An 18123-nucleotide genomic window follows, 5' to 3' on the forward strand; every position below is an offset into this window, starting at 1 on the left:
CCCATGAAGCTGCTGATCGTGGCCGTGGGCCAGCGGGTTCCCGACTGGGCGCAGACGGCCTATGACGACTATGCCAAGCGATTTCCGCCCGAGCTGAAGGTCGAGCTCAAGGCCGTCAAGACCGAGCCGCGCGGCTCCAAGACGCTGGAGACGCTCTATGCTGCCGAGCGCGAGCGTATCGAAGCGGCCATCCCGCGTGGCACGCGTGTGGTGGTGCTGGACGAGCGGGGCACGAGTCTCACCACCAAGGCCCTGGCCCAGCGGCTGAAGGACTGGCAGTTCGGGGGGGATGATGTGGCCCTGGTCATCGGCGGCCCCGACGGCCTAGACCCGGCCTTCCGCCAGGCGGCGCACGAGCGCATCCGCCTGTCCGACCTGACCCTGCCGCATGCCATGGTGCGCGTGTTGCTTATCGAGCAGCTCTACCGTGCCTGGTCGGTGAATGCCGGGCACCCGTACCATCGCGAATAACTTCAGATTTGATAGCTGCTCGCGCTTGCTGGTCGGGCGCTGGAGGCACATTTGACTCAAGAACACCGCTTCATCTACCTGGCCTCCCAGAGCCCGCGGCGCCGCCAGTTGCTGGAGCAGTTGGGGGTGCGCCATGAGCTGCTGCTGCCCAACGCGGCGGGGGACGAGGCCGAGGATGCCGAGGCCATCGAAGCCGTGCTGCCTGGTGAGGCGCCCACGACCTATGTCGAGCGGGTGACGGGGCTCAAGCTGGACGCTGCCGTGGCGCGCCATGCGCGGCGCGGGCTGTCGCCAGCGCCCATTCTGTGCTCCGACACCACCGTGGCCCTGGGCCGCACCATCTACGGCAAGCCCGAGGATGCGCACGACGCGGTGCGTATGCTGGGGGAGTTGGCGGGGCATGAACACCGCGTATTGACGGCCGTCGCGCTGCAGGTGGGTCCCCGACGCCTCACGGCGCTGTCAGTCTCGCGCGTGCGCTTTGCGCTCATGTCGCGGGCGCAGATCGAGGACTACGTGGCTACGGGCGAGCCGCTGGGCAAGGCGGGCGCCTATGCGATCCAGGGGCGCGCCGCCGCCTATGTGGAGCACCTGTCGGGCAGTTACTCCGGCATCATGGGCCTGCCCATGTATGAGACGGCGCGCCTGTTGCGCGCGGCGGGCGTGCTGGCCGTCTAGGCGCAGCCTGTCAGGCCCGGAGCCTGGTTACATCGGGTATTTCGCCAGGCGCGCCGTATCCGGGATGTGGATGTCGCGCTTGTCGATGTGGATCAGGCCGGCGGCCTCCAGGTCGTGCAGTACGCGAGAGAAATACTCGGGCGTGATCGACAGCCGCGAAGCGATGGTGGCCTTGCTCACCGGCAGCGAGATGCTGCGCGCGCTGGCTGGCGGCGCGGGAGCAACGGACTGCAGTGCCGCGCGGGCCGGGCATTGTGGCGGCACAGGCGCGGCAGGGGGATGGGGCGCATCCTCGGGCAGGGCGTGCAGCAGGTAGCCGATCACGCGCTGCGCGCCGTTGTGCAGCGTATAGGTCTGCACGTCATGCACCAGGCCGTGCAGGCGGCGCGAGATGCCGGCGAGCATGCGCATGGCAAAGCGCGGCTCGCTCTCGATCTCGCGCACCACGGCCGCCTTGCCTACGGAGAGCAGCAGGGTATCGGTCAGGGCCTGGGCGTTCACGATATAGGGACGATCAGTAAACATCAGCGCCTCGGCGAAGCTGATGCCGGGGCCGGCAAGCTCGATCACCTTCTCCTGCCCCGCTGGCGACAGTGCAAACAGCTTCACCTGCCCCATTACGGTGACGTGGAATTCCTCGCAGGGCATGCCAACGCTGAACACCATCTCGCTGCGCTCATAGCGGCGTAGCCGGCAGCCCGTGCCCAGGCGTTCCAGCTCCTGGGGTGCCATTTCCTGGAACAGGGGCAGCGCCGCAAGGTAGCGCGGTATGTCGAAGTGCGCGATGTCCATGCGCGCATTACAGGGGAGACCCCTAGGTTTTGACTTGATCTATCTCAAATCGTTCAGTGCGATGTGCCCTCACTGCGGGTGATCTTGTTCCAGACGTTGTATTTCCCCACGGGCTTTTTCATGGGCAGGCGCCTGACTTCCTTGAAGGTGGCGGCGTCGTAGACCACCAGGGCGCCGTCCATTTCCCAGACACTGGCGAGGGCGTAGCGGCCATCGCGGGTGAACTCGATGTGCGCCAGCGTCTTGCCGGGCTCGCGCACCTGGGCCACCGGCTGCAGCGTGCGCTTGTCGATGATGGTCAGAGTGTCCTTGGCCGTGGGGCTCATCATGGAGTCGGTCCAGGCGTAGGGCGTGTCCTCATGGCTGCGCATGAAGAAACCCGGGCCGGGCGTGGCGATGGTGCGTACCGTCTTCCAGGTCTGCATGTCGATGACGTCCACGGCCCCGCCGCCCAGGTTGGGGCTGGCCAGCACAGTGGTGTCGCCCCAGGCGAAGGTGATGCCCGAGCCCAGGTGCGGCATGCCGGCGATGGGCAGATCGGCCACCTTGCGCCGGATGTCCAGGTTTACGACCTGCGCGCTTGCGCGTTCGTCGGCGCCACTGCGCGGGCGCGTGGCGCCGAGTACGTGGCGGTAGGACTGGTCGAAGAAGAAGTCGTCCAGCGGCTCGCTCAGGGGGGTGCGCCGCACGCCCAGGTAGCCGGGCTTGGCGATGGCCTCTCCCATCTTGTAGTCGTGCACCAGACCATCGTAGATGGGGGCCGCGTTCCGGTCGTACGAGATTTCCCAGAGCTCGGGGATGTCCTTGAGCGCCACCACGAAGCTCTTGCGCGGCGTGGCGTCGTACACGGCCGAAACGCGTGAACTCGCCTTGCCGTCGAGCGTGGCTGCGGCGTATGTCTGCACGAGGTTCAGATCGGCATCGAACAGCGCCAGCGTGTGGGGCAGGTAGTTGGCGGCCATCACCCAGCGCCCGTCGCCGCTCACGGCCACGTTGCGCATGTTCAGGCCCGCGCGTACCTCGGCCACCACGCGCAGGCGCCACAGGTCGTATTTGGTGATCCAGCCGTCGCGCGAACCGAAGAACACGTAGCGCCCGTCCGGCGTGAACTTGGGACCGCCATGCAGCGCATAGCGGCTGGCAAAGCGCGTGATGACCTCGAAGCGGTCGCCGTCGAGCAGCGAGACATGGTGGTCGCCTCCCTCCACGACGAGGAAGAGGTTCATCGGGTCTGCGTTCCACTTCGGCTTGGCGGGCTCATCGTCGGCCACGGGCGTGAACGTGCGTGACGCCCGGATATCGTCCTCGCCCCAACGCGGCGCGGGCACCACGGGGGTACGTACCCACGCGGCCAGGGCGCGAATCTCCGCGTCGCCCAACTGCTCGGAGAACCCGGGCATCTGGGTGGCGGGGCGCCCTTGCTGGATGACGCGCAACACCTCGGCGGGGCGTACGCGCTCCAGGCTCTCGGGCAGCAGCGCAGGGCCCATGATGCCGGTGCGCTGCGCGCCGTGGCATACAGCGCAGTGCTGCTGGTACAGGGCGGGGGCGTTGGGCTGGAGGGCTTCGGTGGTTTGGGCGTGCAGGCCCGTGAGCCAGAACAGACCCAAGGCCGCCAGATACCGGCTCGGCCCAGACCAGCGGCTGCCGCGCAAGGGCCGCTTCGCCGCGGCGGTATCCACCTTTTTCGCGATAGCGCAGAGAAGGGGGAAGCGGCGTAGCCGCTCAGGGAAAGGTGTTTCTAGTTTACGCATGGGCAATCTCGATCGTGCGACGGCGCTCATGCTTGGCAGGGGATTCGAAGGGCGTGCTGGATGCGCCCACTTCGGCATCGGTGAGGTAGCAGCCGGGGTCCTCGAACCAGGGGTTGCCCGTGAGCTGCTGTGCGCGCACGCGGGTGTTGCCATTGCAGATCGAGAGGTACTGGCAACCGGCGCAGCGGCCCTGGACAGGGCGCGGGTGCTGCTTGAGCCCCGCCATGAGCGGGTCGCTGGTGTCGTTCCAGATCTGCGAGAAGGGGCGTTCGCGCACGCTGCCCAGGTCGTGGTGCCACCACATGGTGTCGGGGTGCACATGGCCCAGATTGTCGATATTGGCCACCATCTGGCCGCTGGCATTGCCGCCCCAGGCCACCAGGCGCTGGCGCAAGGCGTCTTCCCATTGCGGCAGGTGCTCGCGCGCCCATTGCAGTAAATAGGGGCCGTCGGCATCGTTGTTGCCGCTCACGTAGTCATCCAGGCTGCCGGCCTGGGCATCGGCCCAGGCGTGGTTGAACAGCAGGTCCATGGCCTGGCGTGTGGCCTGGTGGTGCGCGTCCTTGTCGCGGTGGATGTTGCCACGCCCCGCGTAGTTCAGGTGCGAGAAGTAGAACTTGTTGGCGCCCTCGTCCTTCATGAGCTGCAGCAGTGCGGGCAGATCGTGTGCATTCAGCGCTGTCATGGTGAAGCGCAGGCCCACCTTGACGTTGTGCGTGGCCAGGTGGCGGATGGCGGCCAGGCTGCGGTCGAACGCACCGTCCAGACGGCGGAACTTGTCATGCGTGGGCTTCAGGCCATCCAGGCTGATGCCCACGTAGTCGAAGCCTGCGCCCGCGATGCGCGCGGCCATGGGCGCGTCGATCAGCGTGCCGTTGGTCGAAAGGCCGGTGTAGAAGCCCAGGTCACGCGCGCGCGCCGCGATCTCGAAGAGGTCGGGGCGCAGCAGTGGCTCGCCGCCGGAGAGGATGAGCGCAGGCACGCCGAAGGCCTTGAGGTCGTCCATGACGGTGTATACCTCTTGCAACGACAGCTCTCCAGCGTAGTCGTGGTCGGCCGAGAGCGCGTAGCAGTGCTTGCAGGTCAGGTTGCAGCGCCGGATCAGGTTCCAGATGACCACGGGGCCGCGCGCGTGCCGTTCGCGCGAAGTGGGGTAGGTTCCGGTGGCTTGGGCCTGGGCGAGTTCACGCAGGTACTGGCTGATGCGAAACATGGTCAGTCTTCCTTGAGGCGCAGGCCGGTCTTCTTGAGGATGGCCGTGGAGTACAGGATGTCGTGGGCGCGGCAGGCATCGCCCAGCAGGCCGGCAATCTGCACGGCCTGTTGCTCGACATGCGCGCGGCTGGGGCCATGCAGCATGGCAAACAGGTTGTAGGGCCAGTGGGGCAGGTGGCGCGGGCGGCGGTAGCAGTGGCTCACGCCCGGCAGCGCGGCGACTTGGCGGCCCAGCGCGGCGACCTGGGTATCGTCCACGTCCCACACGCTCATGCCGTTGGCCGTGTAGCCCAGGCGGTAATGGTTGGGCACCGCGCCGATGCGGCGCACCAGGCCCTCGTCGATCATCCTGGCCAGGCGCTCGCGCACCTGCTCGCCGGGCACGCCCAGCATGGCGCCCACGGCTTCGTAGGGGCGCGCCACCAGCGGCAGCCCGCCCTGCGTGGCGGCGATCAGCGCACGGTCGAAGGCATCAAGCGCCATGGTGTTCTCCGGTGGACTGCGCCGGCAGGGGCGGCAGGCGCAACTCCACGAAATATTCTTCTTCCTTGGGAAAGGCGTAGACCGGCAGGCCAGTCGCGGCCTCGATGCGTGCCAGGGTCTCGCGCGCCAGCGCGGGGGACTCGGCCGCCACCACGAACCACATGTTCAGCGCATGCTCGCGGCGGTAGTTGTGCGCCACCTCGGTGAAGGCATTGACGGCAGCGCACACGGCGTCAAAACGATCCTCGGGCACAGCCATGGCCGCGAGGACGAATTGGCCGCCTGCGCGTTCGATCTGGAACAGCGGGCCGAAGCGCGTGAGCACACCCTGGGCGAGCAGGCGGTGCAGGCGTTCGATGACCTGCTCTTCGGTCCAGCCGATGTCGGCGGCGACGGCGGCGAAAGGGTGGTCCACCAGCGGAAAGCCGCCGTGCAGGTGGTCGATCAGCCGAGCGTCTTCAGGGGAGAGCATCGACGGCCTCCTGCATGGGTTCGGGAATGGCATGGGGCGCATGGTGGGCAAACCGCCGCGCACCCGTCTGTTTGAAGCGCCGTAACGAAAACAGCACGGCGCTGGGGCAAGTGGCCAGGCCCGCCTGGGCCACGGCCTGCGCCAGCTGGGTATGCACCGCTGCGCGGTCGCGCCCATGCACCATGCAGTACAGGTTGTAGCGCCAGTCTGACGTGCGCGCACGGCGGTACGCCAGCGTTACGCCGTGCGCATGGGCCAGGGCCATGCCGTGGGTGTCCACGTGGTCGTCCGGCACGTCGAACACGGCCATGGCATTCGCTGTGTAGCCCAGTTCATGGTGACGCACCACCACGCCGAAGCGGCTGAGCAGCCCTTCGTCCTGCCAGCGGGCAATGGTGGCCAGCACGGCGGGCGTGCTGCTGTGAAGCTGGTCGGCCCATACGTCATAGGGCCGCTCGGTCAGCGGCAGGCCCTGCTCGGCCAGCGCGGCCAGGGGCCAGTCTTCGGGTGCCAGGGGGGTGCGTGCGCGGCCCGTGGGGCCCGTGGTGCCGACGCCGTCCCCCACGCATGCGGACGTCCTCTCCAGGTCGAAGGCGGTGTCGATGCGGTAGGGGCGCAGCATGGGCAGGCGCTGCACGGGCAGGCCGGTGGTGTGCTCGATGGACTGGAGCAGGCGCTCTACCTGGTCCGCGTCATGGCCGGTGGCCACGAACCAGAGGTTGGTGGTGTGCTCGCGCTCGTAGTTGTGGTTGACGCCCGGGTGGGCCGACACCGTGGCGGCCACGTCGTCGAGCCGCTCGGGCGGCACGGCCATGGCCGCCAGCAGGGAGGCGCCCCCCGCGCCCGGCGCGAACACCGCGCCGATGCGGCTGAGCGCGCCCGCCTGCCACAACCGTGCGTAGCCGCTGAGCACCGCCTCGGCATCCATCCCCAGGCTGTGGCCGATGGCCGCGAAGGGTTCGGCGCACAAGGGAAAGCCGCGCTGCCAGTGGTTGAGCAGCGCGAGGTGGGTTGCGTTCTGGCTGCTCGGCATGGCTTAGAACCCCATGCGCTGTGCGCGGGCAGTGAAGAAGATGCCGCTGGGGGCGTCCACGTCCAGCCTGGCTTGGGACTGCAAGGTGTGCGTGTCGTAGACCTGAACGCGGTTGTCGTCACGGCAGCTGATCCAGACCGATTCGCCGCGCGGCGTGAATTCCATGTGCAGCACGGCCTTGCCGGGCTCCAGCGTCTGCACCACGCGCTGGCTCGGAGTGTCGATGACCTGCACGCGGTTGTAGTCTGGCACAGAGAAGTTGACCCACACCTGACGTCCGTCGGGTCGCGCCATCACGAACACCGGCTGGCCCGCGACCGGAATGCGGCCGACCTCGGCCCAGGTGGCGGTGTCGACCACCAGCACCTCATGGCGGCCAATGGCCGGCAGATAAGCATGGCCTCCCGCGATGGCCCAGCCGCGCAGATGGGGCATTTTGTACACCGGCAGCGGTTGCTGGCCGCGGCCGTAGCCTGCGAGGATGCGGCGCACGCGCGGCGGGTTGTCCCAGAGGTCCACCATGGCCAGGCCGTCTTCACCGAACAGGCCGGCGATGTAGTGGCGTCCGTTGGGCGAGACCAGTGCGTCGTAGGGCTGGCGGCCGATGTTGGGGATGGTGGTGACCTGCGGCTTTCGGGGGTTGGAGCAGTCGGCGATGCAGATGGCGTTCGCGTCGAACAGGCTGTAGATGAACCGGCGCTGCGGCAGGTCGGCCAGGCCGACGACGCGCGAGCGTTCGCCGCTGGCCGTGTGGGCGGGAAGGTCGGCCAGCAACTCAAGGGTGGCGGCGTCGAAGACCTTGACGCCGCCGGGCGTGTAGTTCTGCGCCACGACCAGGCTGCCGTCGGCGCTGATGGCGCCACCGATGGAGTTGCCGGCCTGCATTACACGGCCCGTGATGCGCTGGGTGAGCAGGTCTACCTGGGTCAGGCCGCCGTCGCGGCCGAAGACGTAGGCAAAGCGCTCGTCACGCGAGAACACCACCGAGGCGTGCGACAGGTCGCCCAGGCCGGTAACCCGGCCCACGGCTTCGCGCCGGCTGGTGTTGATCAGGGTGAGTGCGCCCTTGGCGCGCTCGATGACCACGCCCAGATCGCCCGTGCCCTGCAGCGTGGCTGCAGGAGCGGCGGAGGTGGAGGTGGTGGAAGAGGGAGCCGCACAGCCCGTGGCAATCAGGGGTGCACTGGCGGTAAGGGAGAGCAGGGCACGCCGTTTCATGGGGCGGACCTCCTGTTTTCTTCGGGGAACCCATTGGCCAGCTGTTCGGCGACCCACAGGGCCTCGCTTCCCTGCAGCATGGCGCTCCAGGGCGGCATGGGTGTTCCGGGGATGCCGTGGGTGATGACGGCAGCCAAATACTCGGGCGGCTTGCCGGCCAGGGCCTCGCGGGTGAGCGCGGGACCCAGGCCGCCCGTCAGGCGCATGCCATGGCACGAACCGCAGTCCTGCCGCACCATGCGCACGAGCTGGGCGGCTCGGTCAGGGTCGGGCGTGCCCTGTGCGCCGGCCGCCGAAGCGGCCAATGCCAGGGCCAGGGACAGGAACGCGGTGCGTGACATGGCTGGCCTTCGAAGTGCGTCAATAGACGTCGTGCTGGGTGTTGTACACGTTGAAGTGGCCGGTCGGCGTGATCAGGCGCGGGTCCTTGATCACGGACTTCAGCTTGAGCGTCTTGTCGTCCACGACGACCAGCGCACTTTGCTTGTCCTTGGCCGACCACACGGCGAACCACACTTCGTCACCTGCCTTGTTGTACTCAGGCTGGGTCACGCGCTTGGCGCCGCCGTCATCGGGCAGACCTGCCCATTCGGCGATCGGCAGCGTGACGTAGCCCTTGTCCAGGTTGTTGATGTCGAACACCACCACGGCTTGCGAAACCTTGGGATCAGGATTCAGCGGTGCGTCGGACCACAGGTGCTTGGACTTGGGATGGGTCTTGATGAACAGCGCTCCGCCGCCCGGGCCCTTGAGCTTGGCCACTTCCTTGAAGGCGTATTGCTTGTTCTTCTGCGGGTCGGTGCCGATCAGCGAGATGGTCTCGTCGCCCAGGTGACCCGTGGCCCACACCGGACCGTACTTGGGGTGCGTGAAGTTGGCGCCGCGGCCGGGGTGGGGGATCTTGCCCACTTCGGTCAGACCGGCCAGCTTGCCGTCCTTGGCGTCGATCGCAGCAATCTTGTTGCTGTTGTTGGCAGCCACCATGAAGTAGCGCTTGGATGCATCCCAGCCACCGTCATGCAGGAAGGGAGCCGAGCCGATCTCGGTGGTCTTCAGCGCATTCAGGTTGGAGTAGTCCACCATCATCGTCTTGCCGGTTTCCTTCACGTTCACCAGGAACTCGGGCTTGTAGTGCGATGCCACGATGGAAGCCACGCGCGGCTCGGGATGGTATTCCTGCGTCCCGACGACCATGCCGCGGGTGGACACGATCTTCAGGGGCTCCAGGGTGTTGCCGTCCATGATGGTGTACTGGGGAGGCCAGTATGCACCGGCGATCGCCAGCTTGTCCTCATAGCCCTTGAACTTGGAGGTGTCCACCGAGCGTGCTTCCAGGCCCACGCGGATTTCAGCCACGTTGTCGGGCTTTTCCATCCACAGGTCGATCATGTTGATCTTGGCATCGCGGCCGATCACGAACAGATAACGCCCCGAAGCCGACATGCGCGAGATGTGCACCGCGTAGCCGGTCTTGACGATGTTGATGATCTGCTTGGTGTCGCCGTCGATCAGCGCCACTTCGCCCGTGTCGCGCAGCGTGGTGGAGAAGATGTTGTCCAAGTTGTACTTGTTCATCTTCTTCTTGGGACGCTGGTCTGGCGGCACGATGACCTTCCAGGTGTTCTTGGCGTCGGCCAGGCTCCACTCGGGCGGTGTGGGAGGGTCCTGCTGGATGTAGCGGGCCATCAGGTCCACGGTCGCCTCGTCGAATTCGCCGGACGTCTGCCAGTTGGGCATGCCGGCAGGCGAGCCGTAGGCGATGAAGACCTTGAGGTAGTCCGTGCCCTTGGGCAGGGTCACGTCCGGTGTGAGCGGCTTGCCCGTGGCGCCCTTGCGCAGCACGCCGTGGCAGCCCGCGCAACGCTCGAAGTAAATCTGGCGTGCGCGGTCGAACTCGGCCTGCGTCATCTTGGGTGCCTTGGGGTTCGTGCTCTGGTACATGGGCACGTCCGCCAGTGGCGAAGAGCCGGCCTGGTAGTTCAGCTCGGGCTTGGAGACGTCCTTTTCGTGCTGGGCCATAGCGGTGGCAGACACCAGGGTGGCGGCCGCTAATGCGACCAGCCTGGCGATCCTCTTTGCTGTCATTGTGGGTCCTCTGCGTCACGGATCAGCGCTTGGGTGGGCCCTGGCGGCTGCCACGGCCACTCTCGCGAGGTCGCTGTCCATCCCCTCTTCATGCGAGTGGGAGCATCGTCGCAGCGGGTGTTGCCGCTGTCCTTGAACTGGTTCAAGGACGCAAACGGTGCAGCCTTTGAACAATGGAGCCACCCCATGATCCGCAAAGGAGAGGCCCATATGAGCTTCATTGAAGATGCGCGCTGGTTCACCGTGGCACCCGCAGCAGGAGAGTCCGGACAGCCCCCGAAGCCTGGACACGTGACGCTGGTGGGCGCAGGCCCGGGCGACCCTGAGTTGCTCACGCTGCGCGCCGTCAAGGCCCTGCGCGGCGCGCGCCTGGTGCTCTACGACCACCTGGTCGGCAAGGAGGTGCTGCGCTATGTGGCTGACGATGCCGACCTGATCTATGTGGGCAAGCAGTCCTCGCACCACACGCTGCCGCAGGAATCGATCATCGACCTCATGGTGCGCCTGGCGCGCAGCGGGCGCAGCCTGGTGCGTCTGAAAGGCGGCGATGGCTTCATCTTCGGCCGTGGCGGCGAAGAGGTGCAGGCGCTGGCCGAGGCCGGTATCGCGTTCGACGTGGTGCCGGGCATCACGGCCGCGCAGGGTGCGGGCGCCTGCGCCGGCATCCCGCTCACGCACCGTGACCATTCCGCGACCCTGGTGTTTGCCACCGGCCACCTGCGCGGCGACAACGAAGTGGCGCTGGACTGGGAGGCGCTGGCGCGCCCGCGCCAGACCGTGGTGATCTACATGGGAATGGGCACGCTGCCGATCATCTGCCGCGAACTGGTGCGCCACGGCCTGCCGGACAGCACGCCCGCAGCGCTGGTGGAGCAAGCCTCGCTGCCCGGGCAGCGCTGCATCACCGGCACGCTGCAGGACCTGCCCGCGCTGGCGCAGCAGCACCGCGTGCGTCCGCCGGCGCTCATCATCGTGGGCGACGTGGTGGCGCTGCAGCCGCAACTCATGCAGGGCATGCTGGCGACGATGGTGTGACGGGCGCCGGCCGCCGGTAGGGTGGCGGGTAGCGCTGGTTCTGAGGCATCATGGGCGCCTCATCTGGCAAAAGCCCATGCAACAAGACATCCTCATCAACTGGTCGCCGCAGGAAACGCGCGTGGCCGTGGTCGAAAACGGCGCCGTGCAGGAACTGCACGTGGAGCGCACGCTGGAGCGGGGCCTGGTCGGCAACGTGTACCTGGGCAAAGTCTCGCGCGTGCTGCCGGGCATGCAATCGGCCTTCATCGACATTGGGCTGGAGCGTGCGGCCTTTCTGCACGTGGCGGACGTGTGGCACCGCCAGGAAGGCGGCGAAGCGCCGATGTTCGCGCGCAAGAACGAACCGCCCGTGCCCATCGAGAAGCAGGTCTTCGAGGGCCAGGCGCTCATGGTGCAGGTCATCAAGGACCCCATCGGCAGCAAGGGCGCACGCCTGTCCACGCAGATCAGCATCGCCGGGCGGCTGCTGGTCTTCCTGCCGCAGGACGACCATGTGGGCGTGTCGCAGAAGATTCCCCAGGCCGAGCGCGACGCCTTGCGCACGCGGTTGCAGAAGCTGGTGGATGACCAGGCATCGGGCAGCGGCGGCGGCTTCATTTTGCGCACCAATGGTGAGGACGCCAGCGACGAAGAGCTGGCCGAAGACATCGCCTACCTGCGCAAGACCTGGGCAGGCATCCGGCAGGCAGCGCTGACGCATCCGCCCACCTCACTGCTGTACCAGGACCTGAGCCTGCTGCAGCGTGTGCTGCGGGACCTGGCGGGCGAGCAAACGCAGAGCATCCGCATTGATTCGCGCGAGCAGTTCGTGGCGCTGAAGGCGTTCGGCAATGAATTCATGCCTGCGGCCGCCGCCAAGCTGCAGCTGTACAAGGGCGAGCGCCCCATCTTCGATCTGTATTCCATCGACGAGGAGATCGCCCTGGCGCTGGGCCGGCGCGTGCAGCTCAAGTCGGGCGGCTACCTCATCGTGGACCAGACCGAAGCGCTGACCACCATCGACGTGAACACCGGCGGCTACGTGGGCGCGCGCAACTTCGACGACACCATCTTCAAGACCAACCTGGAGGCCGCGGGCGCCATCGCGCGGCAGTTGCGCCTGCGCAACCTGGGCGGCATCGTCATTGCCGACTTCATCGACATGCTGCGCGAGGACCACCAGGCCGCAGTGTTGGCGGAGTTCCGCAAGCAGCTCGCGCGCGACCGGGTCAAGACCATGGTGGGCGGTTTTTCGCAACTGGGCCTGGTGGAGATGACGCGCAAGCGCACGCGCGAATCGCTGGCGCACATGCTGTGCGAGCCGTGCCCCACGTGCCAGGGCGCGGGCCAGGTGAAGACCGCGCGCAGTGTGTGTTACGACATCCTGCGCGAGGTGCTGCGCGAGGCGCGCCAGTTCAATCCACGCGAGTTCCGCGTGGTGGCGTCCCCGCGCGTGGTGGAGCTGTTCCTGGACGAGGAGAGCCAGCACCTGGCGGGCCTGTCGGACTTCATTGGCAAGCCGATCTCCCTGCAGGCCGAAAGCGCCATGGGCCAGGCGCAGTACGACATCGTGCTGTTGTGAGTTGAGGTCAAATTGGCCTCTAGCGCTTGTGGGACGGGCGCTGGCAGCTATCAAAAACATACCAACGTCGTGAGCCAGGGTGCGCCGCGGCTATCGCCCGTGCCGGTCGACGGCGGAAAGGTCGAGGTGAATGCGGGCCCCTCTCGTGCGCCTCAGGTCTCCCGGCTGTGGCGGGCGGGCAATGGTGGCATCCGCCGTACTGCTCCACGGCTTGCTCGGCTGCGCGGCGCAGTGGCGCGACTTTCCGCGGCACCTGTGTGCCACACGGGGTGTCACAGGTGCTGGCCCGCGCCATGCGCTACGTCGCTCGCCGTCGATTGCGTGCGCCAGGAGGCAACGCTCCTGGGTGCTATTGAATGATGAGCTGCTAGCGCTTGCTGGATAAGCGCGGGGGCCTGTTTTGGCTTAAAGCGTGCGCAGGCGTTCGATGGCCGCACGCAGCGTTTCGTCCTTCTTGGCGAAGCAAAAACGCACGACGCGCTGGTCGAAGCCGTCGCCATAGAAGGCCGACAGGGGAATGGCGGCCACGCCGATCTCGCGCGTGAGCCATTGGCAGAAGTCCGCTTCGTTCAGGTCGCTCACGGCCGAGATGTCCACGCACTGGAAGTAGCTGCCGGTGCTGGGCAGCAGCTTGAGTCGCGAGCCCTCCAGCCCCCGGCGGAACAGGTCGCGCTTGGCCTGGTAGAAGGCCGGCAGCTGCAGGTAAGGCGCGGGGTTCTGCAGATAGTCCGCGAGGCCGTACTGCATGGGTGTGTTTACGGTGAACACATTGAACTGGTGCACCTTGCGGAACTCCGCCGTCATGGCGGCGGGGGCGGCCACCGTGCCCACCTTCCAACCCGTGACGTGGAAGGTTTTGCCGAAGCTGGAGACGATGAAGGCGCGTTCCGCGAGGCCCGCGAAGCGCGCGGCGCTCTGGTGCTCGGCGCCGTCGAAGACCATGTGCTCGTACACCTCGTCGCTGATCAGGAGCACGTCCGTGGGGGCCAGCAGTTCCTCCAGCGTGCGCATGTCGTCGGCCGTCCACACGGTGGCGCTGGGGTTGTGCGGCGTGTTGATGATCAACAGACGCGTGCGCGGCGTGATGGCCGCCGCGATCTTGGCAAAGTCAGGGCGGAAGCTGCCCGGCGTGAGCGGCACCCGGACCACGACGCCGCCGGCCAGTGCGATGTTGGGCACGTAACTGTCGTAGCAGGGCTCCAGCACGATCACCTCGTCGCCTGGCTGCACGCAGGCGAGGATGGCGGTGAGAATGGCTTGGGTCGCCCCGGCTGTGATGGTGATTTCGGCGTTGGGGCAATACTGGCGAGCGTGGAGTGCTTCAATTTTTGAAGCAACGGCCTGCCGCAGCGCGGGCACGCCGGCCATGGGCGGGTACTGGTTGTGGCCGGCCTGCATGGCGCGCGTGACGGCGTCGACCAGCTGCGGGTCGCAGTGGAAGTCAGGGAAGCCCTGGCCGAGGTTCACGGCCTGGTGTTCGGCCGCCAGCGCGGACATCACGGTGAAGATGGTGGTGCCCACGTTGGGCAGGCGGCTGGGAAAGTGGGGCGTGGTCATTGGGTGTCACTCATTCAAAACTGGCGCAACGCGTGGCGTTCCGACGGCCGCATGCCTTGCGAACACGGGTCTTGGGGCGGGCTTGCCCAGGCCGCTGGCGTCGTCCCCATGCGGGAAGCCTTAAAGCGGCTCAGGGCGCATCACAACTCATAGTCGTTGACGTGCCCGGTCATGGCGCGGGCAATCAGGTCGCGGCTCAGTCGGTCGCTCAGCAGCTCGGCGAACCTGTAGACGAAGTTGCGCAGGTAAGCACCGCGCTTGAAAGCCACGCGCGCCACGCTCTGACCGAACAGATGGCCGACGGGGCGCACGACGAGGTCGCCCAGTGGGTCGTCGCGCATGGCCATCTCCGCCACGATGCCGATGCCCAGCCCCAGGCGCACGTAGGTTTTGATCACGTCGGAGTCGATGGCCTCCAGCACGATGCGCGGCTGCAGCTTGCGGGTGGCGAAGGCCTGGTCGATCTTGCCGCGCCCGGTGAATGAGGGGTGGTAGGTGATGAGCGACTCGTGCGCGATGTCCTCCAGCCCCACGCGCTCCTTTTGCGCCAGCGGATGGCTGGGTGGCAGCACCAGGACGTGCTGCCACTCGTAGCAGGGCAGGGTGACGAGGTCGGGATACTCCGCCAGCGACTCCGTGGCCATGCCGATCTCGGCCACTTCGTCGATCACCATGCGCGCCACCTCGTGCGGCGTGGCCTGGTGCAGGCTGATGTTGACCTTGGGATACGCCTCGCGCAGCTTGGCCACCGGTACGGGCAGCACATAACGCGCCTGGGTGTGGGTGGTGGCAATGGCGAGGGTGCCGCTGTCCTGGGCGCTGTACTGCTCGCCGATGCGTTTGAGGTTGCCCACCTCGCGCATGATGAGTTCGATGCTCTTGAGCACGTGCTGACCGGGCTCGGTCACGCGCTTGAGCCGCTTGCCGTGGCGCGCGAAGATGTCCACGCCCAACTCGTCCTCCAGCTCGATGATCGCCTTGGATACCCCCGGCTGCGATGTGTGCAGTGCCTTGGCGGCCTCGGTGAGGTTGAGGTTGCGGCGCGCCGCCTCTTGAACGAAGCGAAACTGGTGCAGATTCATATTGAAATGCGGCTAAGAAGTCGCATCATTATGCTGCATCAATCTAAACGGCGGGCGTGAAAGGCGCAGATATCGTTAAGGCACCAATGCTTCGGCGGCAATGCGCGCCATCAGGGCCGTCATGCGTTCGTCCTCGCCGATGGGAGGGCTGAGGTGCAGGCGCATCTGTGGAAACGCCTGGGACAGATCCTCGACCATGCGGGGGAGATCTTCGCGCGCATGCCGCCCGGTGCCGAGAAACATGGGCACGATGCCCACCTGGGTGATGCCCTGCGCCGCCATTGCGGCAACCGTTGAAGGCAGGTCGGGCGCGCACAGCTCCAGGTAGGCGCAGCGCACTTCCAGCGCGGGTTGCTCGGCGCGCATGCGCGCGAGCACCGCCTCCATGGGCAGGCGCCACAGGGGGTCGCGGGAGCCGTGTGCGAACAGCACGATGCCGTTGGTACTGGGGTTCGTCATGGGTCTACTGCTAAGGGGTCTAGCGTCTCAATACCAGCCATCCAAACGCTGCCAGCGAAAGCACGGAATAGATCAGGCCCGGCGCGGCCGCGGTCAGCCAGGGCGACCAGTTCTGCAGATTGCCCGCGAAGCCGAACACATTGTTCAGCAGGAAGAAGCTGATGCCCGCCATCACCCCGCCGAACACATAGCCCGCAATGCCCCCCGAGCGGAAATGCAGGTAGGCGAAGGGCAGGGAGAGCACCACCATCACCAGGCAGCTCAAGGGGTAGAAGACCTTGCGCCAGAACTCGATCTCGTAGCGCTGTGCCGACTGGCCGTTGGCCTCCAGGTGGCGTACGAAGCGGAACAGTTCGATCGTCGCCATCTTGTCCGGCTTGAGCAGCGACGCGGCCACCATGTCGGGGCTGATGCGTGTGGGCCAACGCAACGTGGGCTCTTGCAGGCGCGACACGCGCATGCCGCCATCGGCCTCGGCCTCAAAAAGGGTGCGCTCGACCTGCTGCAGATTCCACGCATCGCGGGCGTCGTCGAAGGTGGCCTGTTCCGCCTGGATGGTAGCGGCGACGCGTCCGCGCGCATCGAACTCGAACACCCGCACGCCGCGCATGGCGCCATTGGGGTCCACGGCGCGCACATTCACAGCGATCGAATGGTCGCCCTGGCGCTCCTTCAGCCATGCGCCCGTGGCGCCAGTGCTGATCTGGCCCAGCCGGCGGGCTTTCACGAGAGAGGCCGCTTTTTCGCTCGCCGGGGCAATGTAGTCCCCGACAATGACTGTGACCATGACGAACGCGCAGCCGAGCATCAGCAGCGTGCTCAGCGCCCGCCAGGGACCCAGCCCACTGGTGCGCATGATGGTGAACTCCGAACTCTGCGCCAGCCGTGCCATCACGAAGATGGTGCCAATCAGCACGGTGATGGGCAGCAGTTCGTAGAGGTGCTGCGGCAAGCTCAGCGCCACGAACAGCAGCGCGTGCGAGAGCTGGTAGCCATTGGCGCCCGCGCGGCCCACCCAGCGTAGCTCGTCCACCATGTCGAAGAAGAAGAACAGCGCGAGGAAGGCGAGGGTGACGAAGGCCACGCCCACGACGACTTCGCGGTAGATGAAGCGGCGGATGGTTTTCATACCGTTCTCCTGCCCAGCAGGCTGCGCAGCGACCAGTGGTTGTGGCGCGCGGCCAGCAGCAGCAGGCCCAGGGCCAGGGTACCGCCGTGCAGCATCAGCATGAACGGTAGCAAGCCCAGCCGGCCCACGCCGATCCATGTCTGTCCAACGGTCATGAGGTTGTAGTACACGACAAAGGCGAACAGTGCGAACACCAGGCTGGTGCTGCGCCCCGCCCGCGGGTTGACGACGGCCACCGCCAGGCCCAGGACGACGAAGTTCAACGCGGCCAGCGCCATGCCGATGCGCCAGCCCAGTTCCGCCTGGTGGCGCGGCTGCGGGTCGATGACCAGCTCCCAGGTGTCGCGGGTCTTGATGGAGGCCGCCTCGGGGTCGTTCTGCGATCCGCCACCCACAAGCGTGCCGTACTCGGCAAATTCACTGACGCGCAGGCCCGGCTTGTCCCGCAGCGTCTCCAGCCGCTGCCCGTTGCTCAGCAGCGCCATGCGTTCGCCGTTGCGGATCTCCAGGCGGGCGCTTTGCGCGGAGGTGACGGTTTCGCGGTTGGGTTCGTTGGTGGCAATGAAAACGTTGCTGGCCGAGTTGGCATCCGGTGCGTCCTTGTCAATGAAGAACACGCGTGAGCCATTGGAGGATTCTTGGAATTCCCCGGGCGCGATACGGTCCACGTCGCTGCGCTGCTCGTATTGCGTCTTGAGCTCCTGGATCTGCCGGTTGGCCCAGGGCCAGACCACGAGCGACAGCGCGGCGATGGTCAGCATGACGGGCCAGGAAAACCGGAACAGCGGTGCCAGCAGGCTCATCAGTCCGCGCCCTGCCGAAAACCAGATGACCATCTCACTGTCGCGGTACATGCGCGACAGCGCCCCCACCACGGTGACGAACAGGCTCAGGCTGAGGATGGTGGGCAGTTGTCCCAGCACCGTGAAACCCATGACCAGCATCACGTCGGAAGGGTTCACGCTGCCCCGGGATGCCTGGCCCAGCGTACGGATCAGCATCATGGTCATCACGACGGTGACCAGAACCACCAGGGTCGCGCCGAAGGTGCGGGCCAGCTCCTTGCGAATGGATGAATCGAATAACATTGGCTCGA

Annotated in this window: 18 protein-coding genes; 4 read left to right on the forward strand and 14 right to left on the reverse strand. The window is 66.7% G+C overall.

Features of this window, described 5'->3' with window-relative positions:
• Positions 1-3: 3 nt before the first annotated feature.
• On the forward strand, positions 4-471 hold the full coding sequence (gene rlmH / locus MRB47_RS10040) for a 23S rRNA (pseudouridine(1915)-N(3))-methyltransferase RlmH (RefSeq protein WP_196995606.1): 468 nt from the start codon (positions 4-6) through the stop codon (positions 469-471).
• A 51-nt stretch (positions 472-522) separates the two neighbouring features.
• Complete coding sequence (locus MRB47_RS10045) at positions 523-1149, forward strand: Maf family protein (RefSeq protein WP_252100601.1); 627 nt, start codon at positions 523-525, stop codon at positions 1147-1149.
• Positions 1150-1176: 27 nt separating this feature from the next.
• On the opposite strand, the gene MRB47_RS10050 is transcribed toward MRB47_RS10045, so the two are convergent.
• The 9 genes from MRB47_RS10050 to MRB47_RS10090 are packed head-to-tail and all read right to left on the reverse strand — an operon-like array spanning position 1177 to position 10201.
• Positions 1177-1941: a Crp/Fnr family transcriptional regulator gene (locus tag MRB47_RS10050; protein WP_252100602.1), complete on the reverse strand. Its 765-nt coding sequence runs from the start codon at positions 1939-1941 to the stop codon at positions 1177-1179.
• A gap of 53 nt (positions 1942-1994) precedes the next feature.
• Positions 1995-3695 (reverse strand): cytochrome D1 domain-containing protein, encoded by a 1701-nt coding sequence (locus MRB47_RS10055; protein WP_252100603.1) that lies wholly within the window; start codon positions 3693-3695, stop codon positions 1995-1997.
• Positions 3688-4908, reverse strand: coding sequence for a heme d1 biosynthesis radical SAM protein NirJ (gene nirJ, locus MRB47_RS10060; RefSeq protein ID WP_252100604.1), 1221 nt, complete (start codon positions 4906-4908; stop codon positions 3688-3690). Before nirJ ends, MRB47_RS10055 begins: the two co-directional genes overlap by 8 nt.
• A gap of 2 nt (positions 4909-4910) precedes the next feature.
• Positions 4911-5393 carry an AsnC family transcriptional regulator gene (locus MRB47_RS10065; RefSeq protein WP_252100605.1) on the reverse strand — a complete coding sequence of 161 codons (483 nt, stop codon included), beginning with the start codon at positions 5391-5393 and terminating at the stop codon, positions 4911-4913.
• On the reverse strand, positions 5383-5865 hold the full coding sequence (locus MRB47_RS10070) for an Lrp/AsnC family transcriptional regulator (protein WP_015913256.1): 483 nt from the start codon (positions 5863-5865) through the stop codon (positions 5383-5385). The genes MRB47_RS10065 and MRB47_RS10070 overlap by 11 nt, the downstream gene beginning before the upstream one ends.
• On the reverse strand, positions 5852-6898 hold the full coding sequence (locus tag MRB47_RS10075; RefSeq protein ID WP_252100606.1) for an Lrp/AsnC family transcriptional regulator: 1047 nt from the start codon (positions 6896-6898) through the stop codon (positions 5852-5854). The genes MRB47_RS10070 and MRB47_RS10075 overlap by 14 nt, the downstream gene beginning before the upstream one ends.
• Before the next feature lie 3 nt (positions 6899-6901).
• A complete protein-coding gene (locus MRB47_RS10080) occupies positions 6902-8116 on the reverse strand; it encodes a cytochrome D1 domain-containing protein (protein WP_011805161.1) in 1215 nt (404 codons plus the stop codon).
• The gene (locus MRB47_RS10085) at positions 8113-8457 is read right to left on the reverse strand and encodes a c-type cytochrome (protein ID WP_220637470.1); all 345 of its coding nucleotides are present in this window, start codon (positions 8455-8457) and stop codon (positions 8113-8115) included. The genes MRB47_RS10080 and MRB47_RS10085 overlap by 4 nt, the downstream gene beginning before the upstream one ends.
• Positions 8458-8476: 19 nt before the next feature.
• Positions 8477-10201, reverse strand: a complete 1725-nt coding sequence (locus MRB47_RS10090; RefSeq protein ID WP_252100607.1) for a nitrite reductase — start codon at positions 10199-10201, stop codon at positions 8477-8479.
• Positions 10202-10411: 210 nt separating this feature from the next.
• Here MRB47_RS10090 and cobA point away from each other — a divergent pair, with 210 nt between their 5' ends.
• On the forward strand, positions 10412-11236 hold the full coding sequence (cobA, locus tag MRB47_RS10095) for a uroporphyrinogen-III C-methyltransferase (RefSeq protein WP_088888522.1): 825 nt from the start codon (positions 10412-10414) through the stop codon (positions 11234-11236).
• 76 nt (positions 11237-11312) lie between these two features.
• Positions 11313-12800, forward strand: coding sequence for a ribonuclease G (rng, locus tag MRB47_RS10100; protein WP_172206944.1), 1488 nt, complete (start codon positions 11313-11315; stop codon positions 12798-12800).
• 405 nt (positions 12801-13205) lie between these two features.
• On the opposite strand, the gene MRB47_RS10105 is transcribed toward rng, so the two are convergent.
• From MRB47_RS10105 to lptF, 5 genes are all read right to left on the reverse strand, one after another.
• Positions 13206-14357 carry a pyridoxal phosphate-dependent aminotransferase gene (locus MRB47_RS10105; RefSeq protein WP_252100608.1) on the reverse strand — a complete coding sequence of 384 codons (1152 nt, stop codon included), beginning with the start codon at positions 14355-14357 and terminating at the stop codon, positions 13206-13208.
• 140 nt (positions 14358-14497) lie between these two features.
• Positions 14498-15439 (reverse strand): CysB family HTH-type transcriptional regulator, encoded by a 942-nt coding sequence (locus MRB47_RS10110; RefSeq protein WP_252100609.1) that lies wholly within the window; start codon positions 15437-15439, stop codon positions 14498-14500.
• A 75-nt stretch (positions 15440-15514) separates the two neighbouring features.
• Complete coding sequence (locus MRB47_RS10115) at positions 15515-15898, reverse strand: sirohydrochlorin chelatase (protein ID WP_252100610.1); 384 nt, start codon at positions 15896-15898, stop codon at positions 15515-15517.
• A 19-nt stretch (positions 15899-15917) separates the two neighbouring features.
• Entirely contained in the window at positions 15918-17027 is a 1110-nt protein-coding gene (gene lptG / locus MRB47_RS10120) for an LPS export ABC transporter permease LptG (RefSeq protein ID WP_015913265.1), read from the reverse strand.
• Positions 17024-18115 carry an LPS export ABC transporter permease LptF gene (lptF, locus tag MRB47_RS10125; protein WP_252100611.1) on the reverse strand — a complete coding sequence of 364 codons (1092 nt, stop codon included), beginning with the start codon at positions 18113-18115 and terminating at the stop codon, positions 17024-17026. Before lptF ends, lptG begins: the two co-directional genes overlap by 4 nt.
• Positions 18116-18123 lie beyond the last annotated feature (8 nt).

The organism is Diaphorobacter sp. LI3, from assembly GCF_022807955.1.
In the GTDB taxonomy this organism is placed as follows: domain Bacteria; phylum Pseudomonadota; class Gammaproteobacteria; order Burkholderiales; family Burkholderiaceae_C; genus Diaphorobacter; species Diaphorobacter nitroreducens.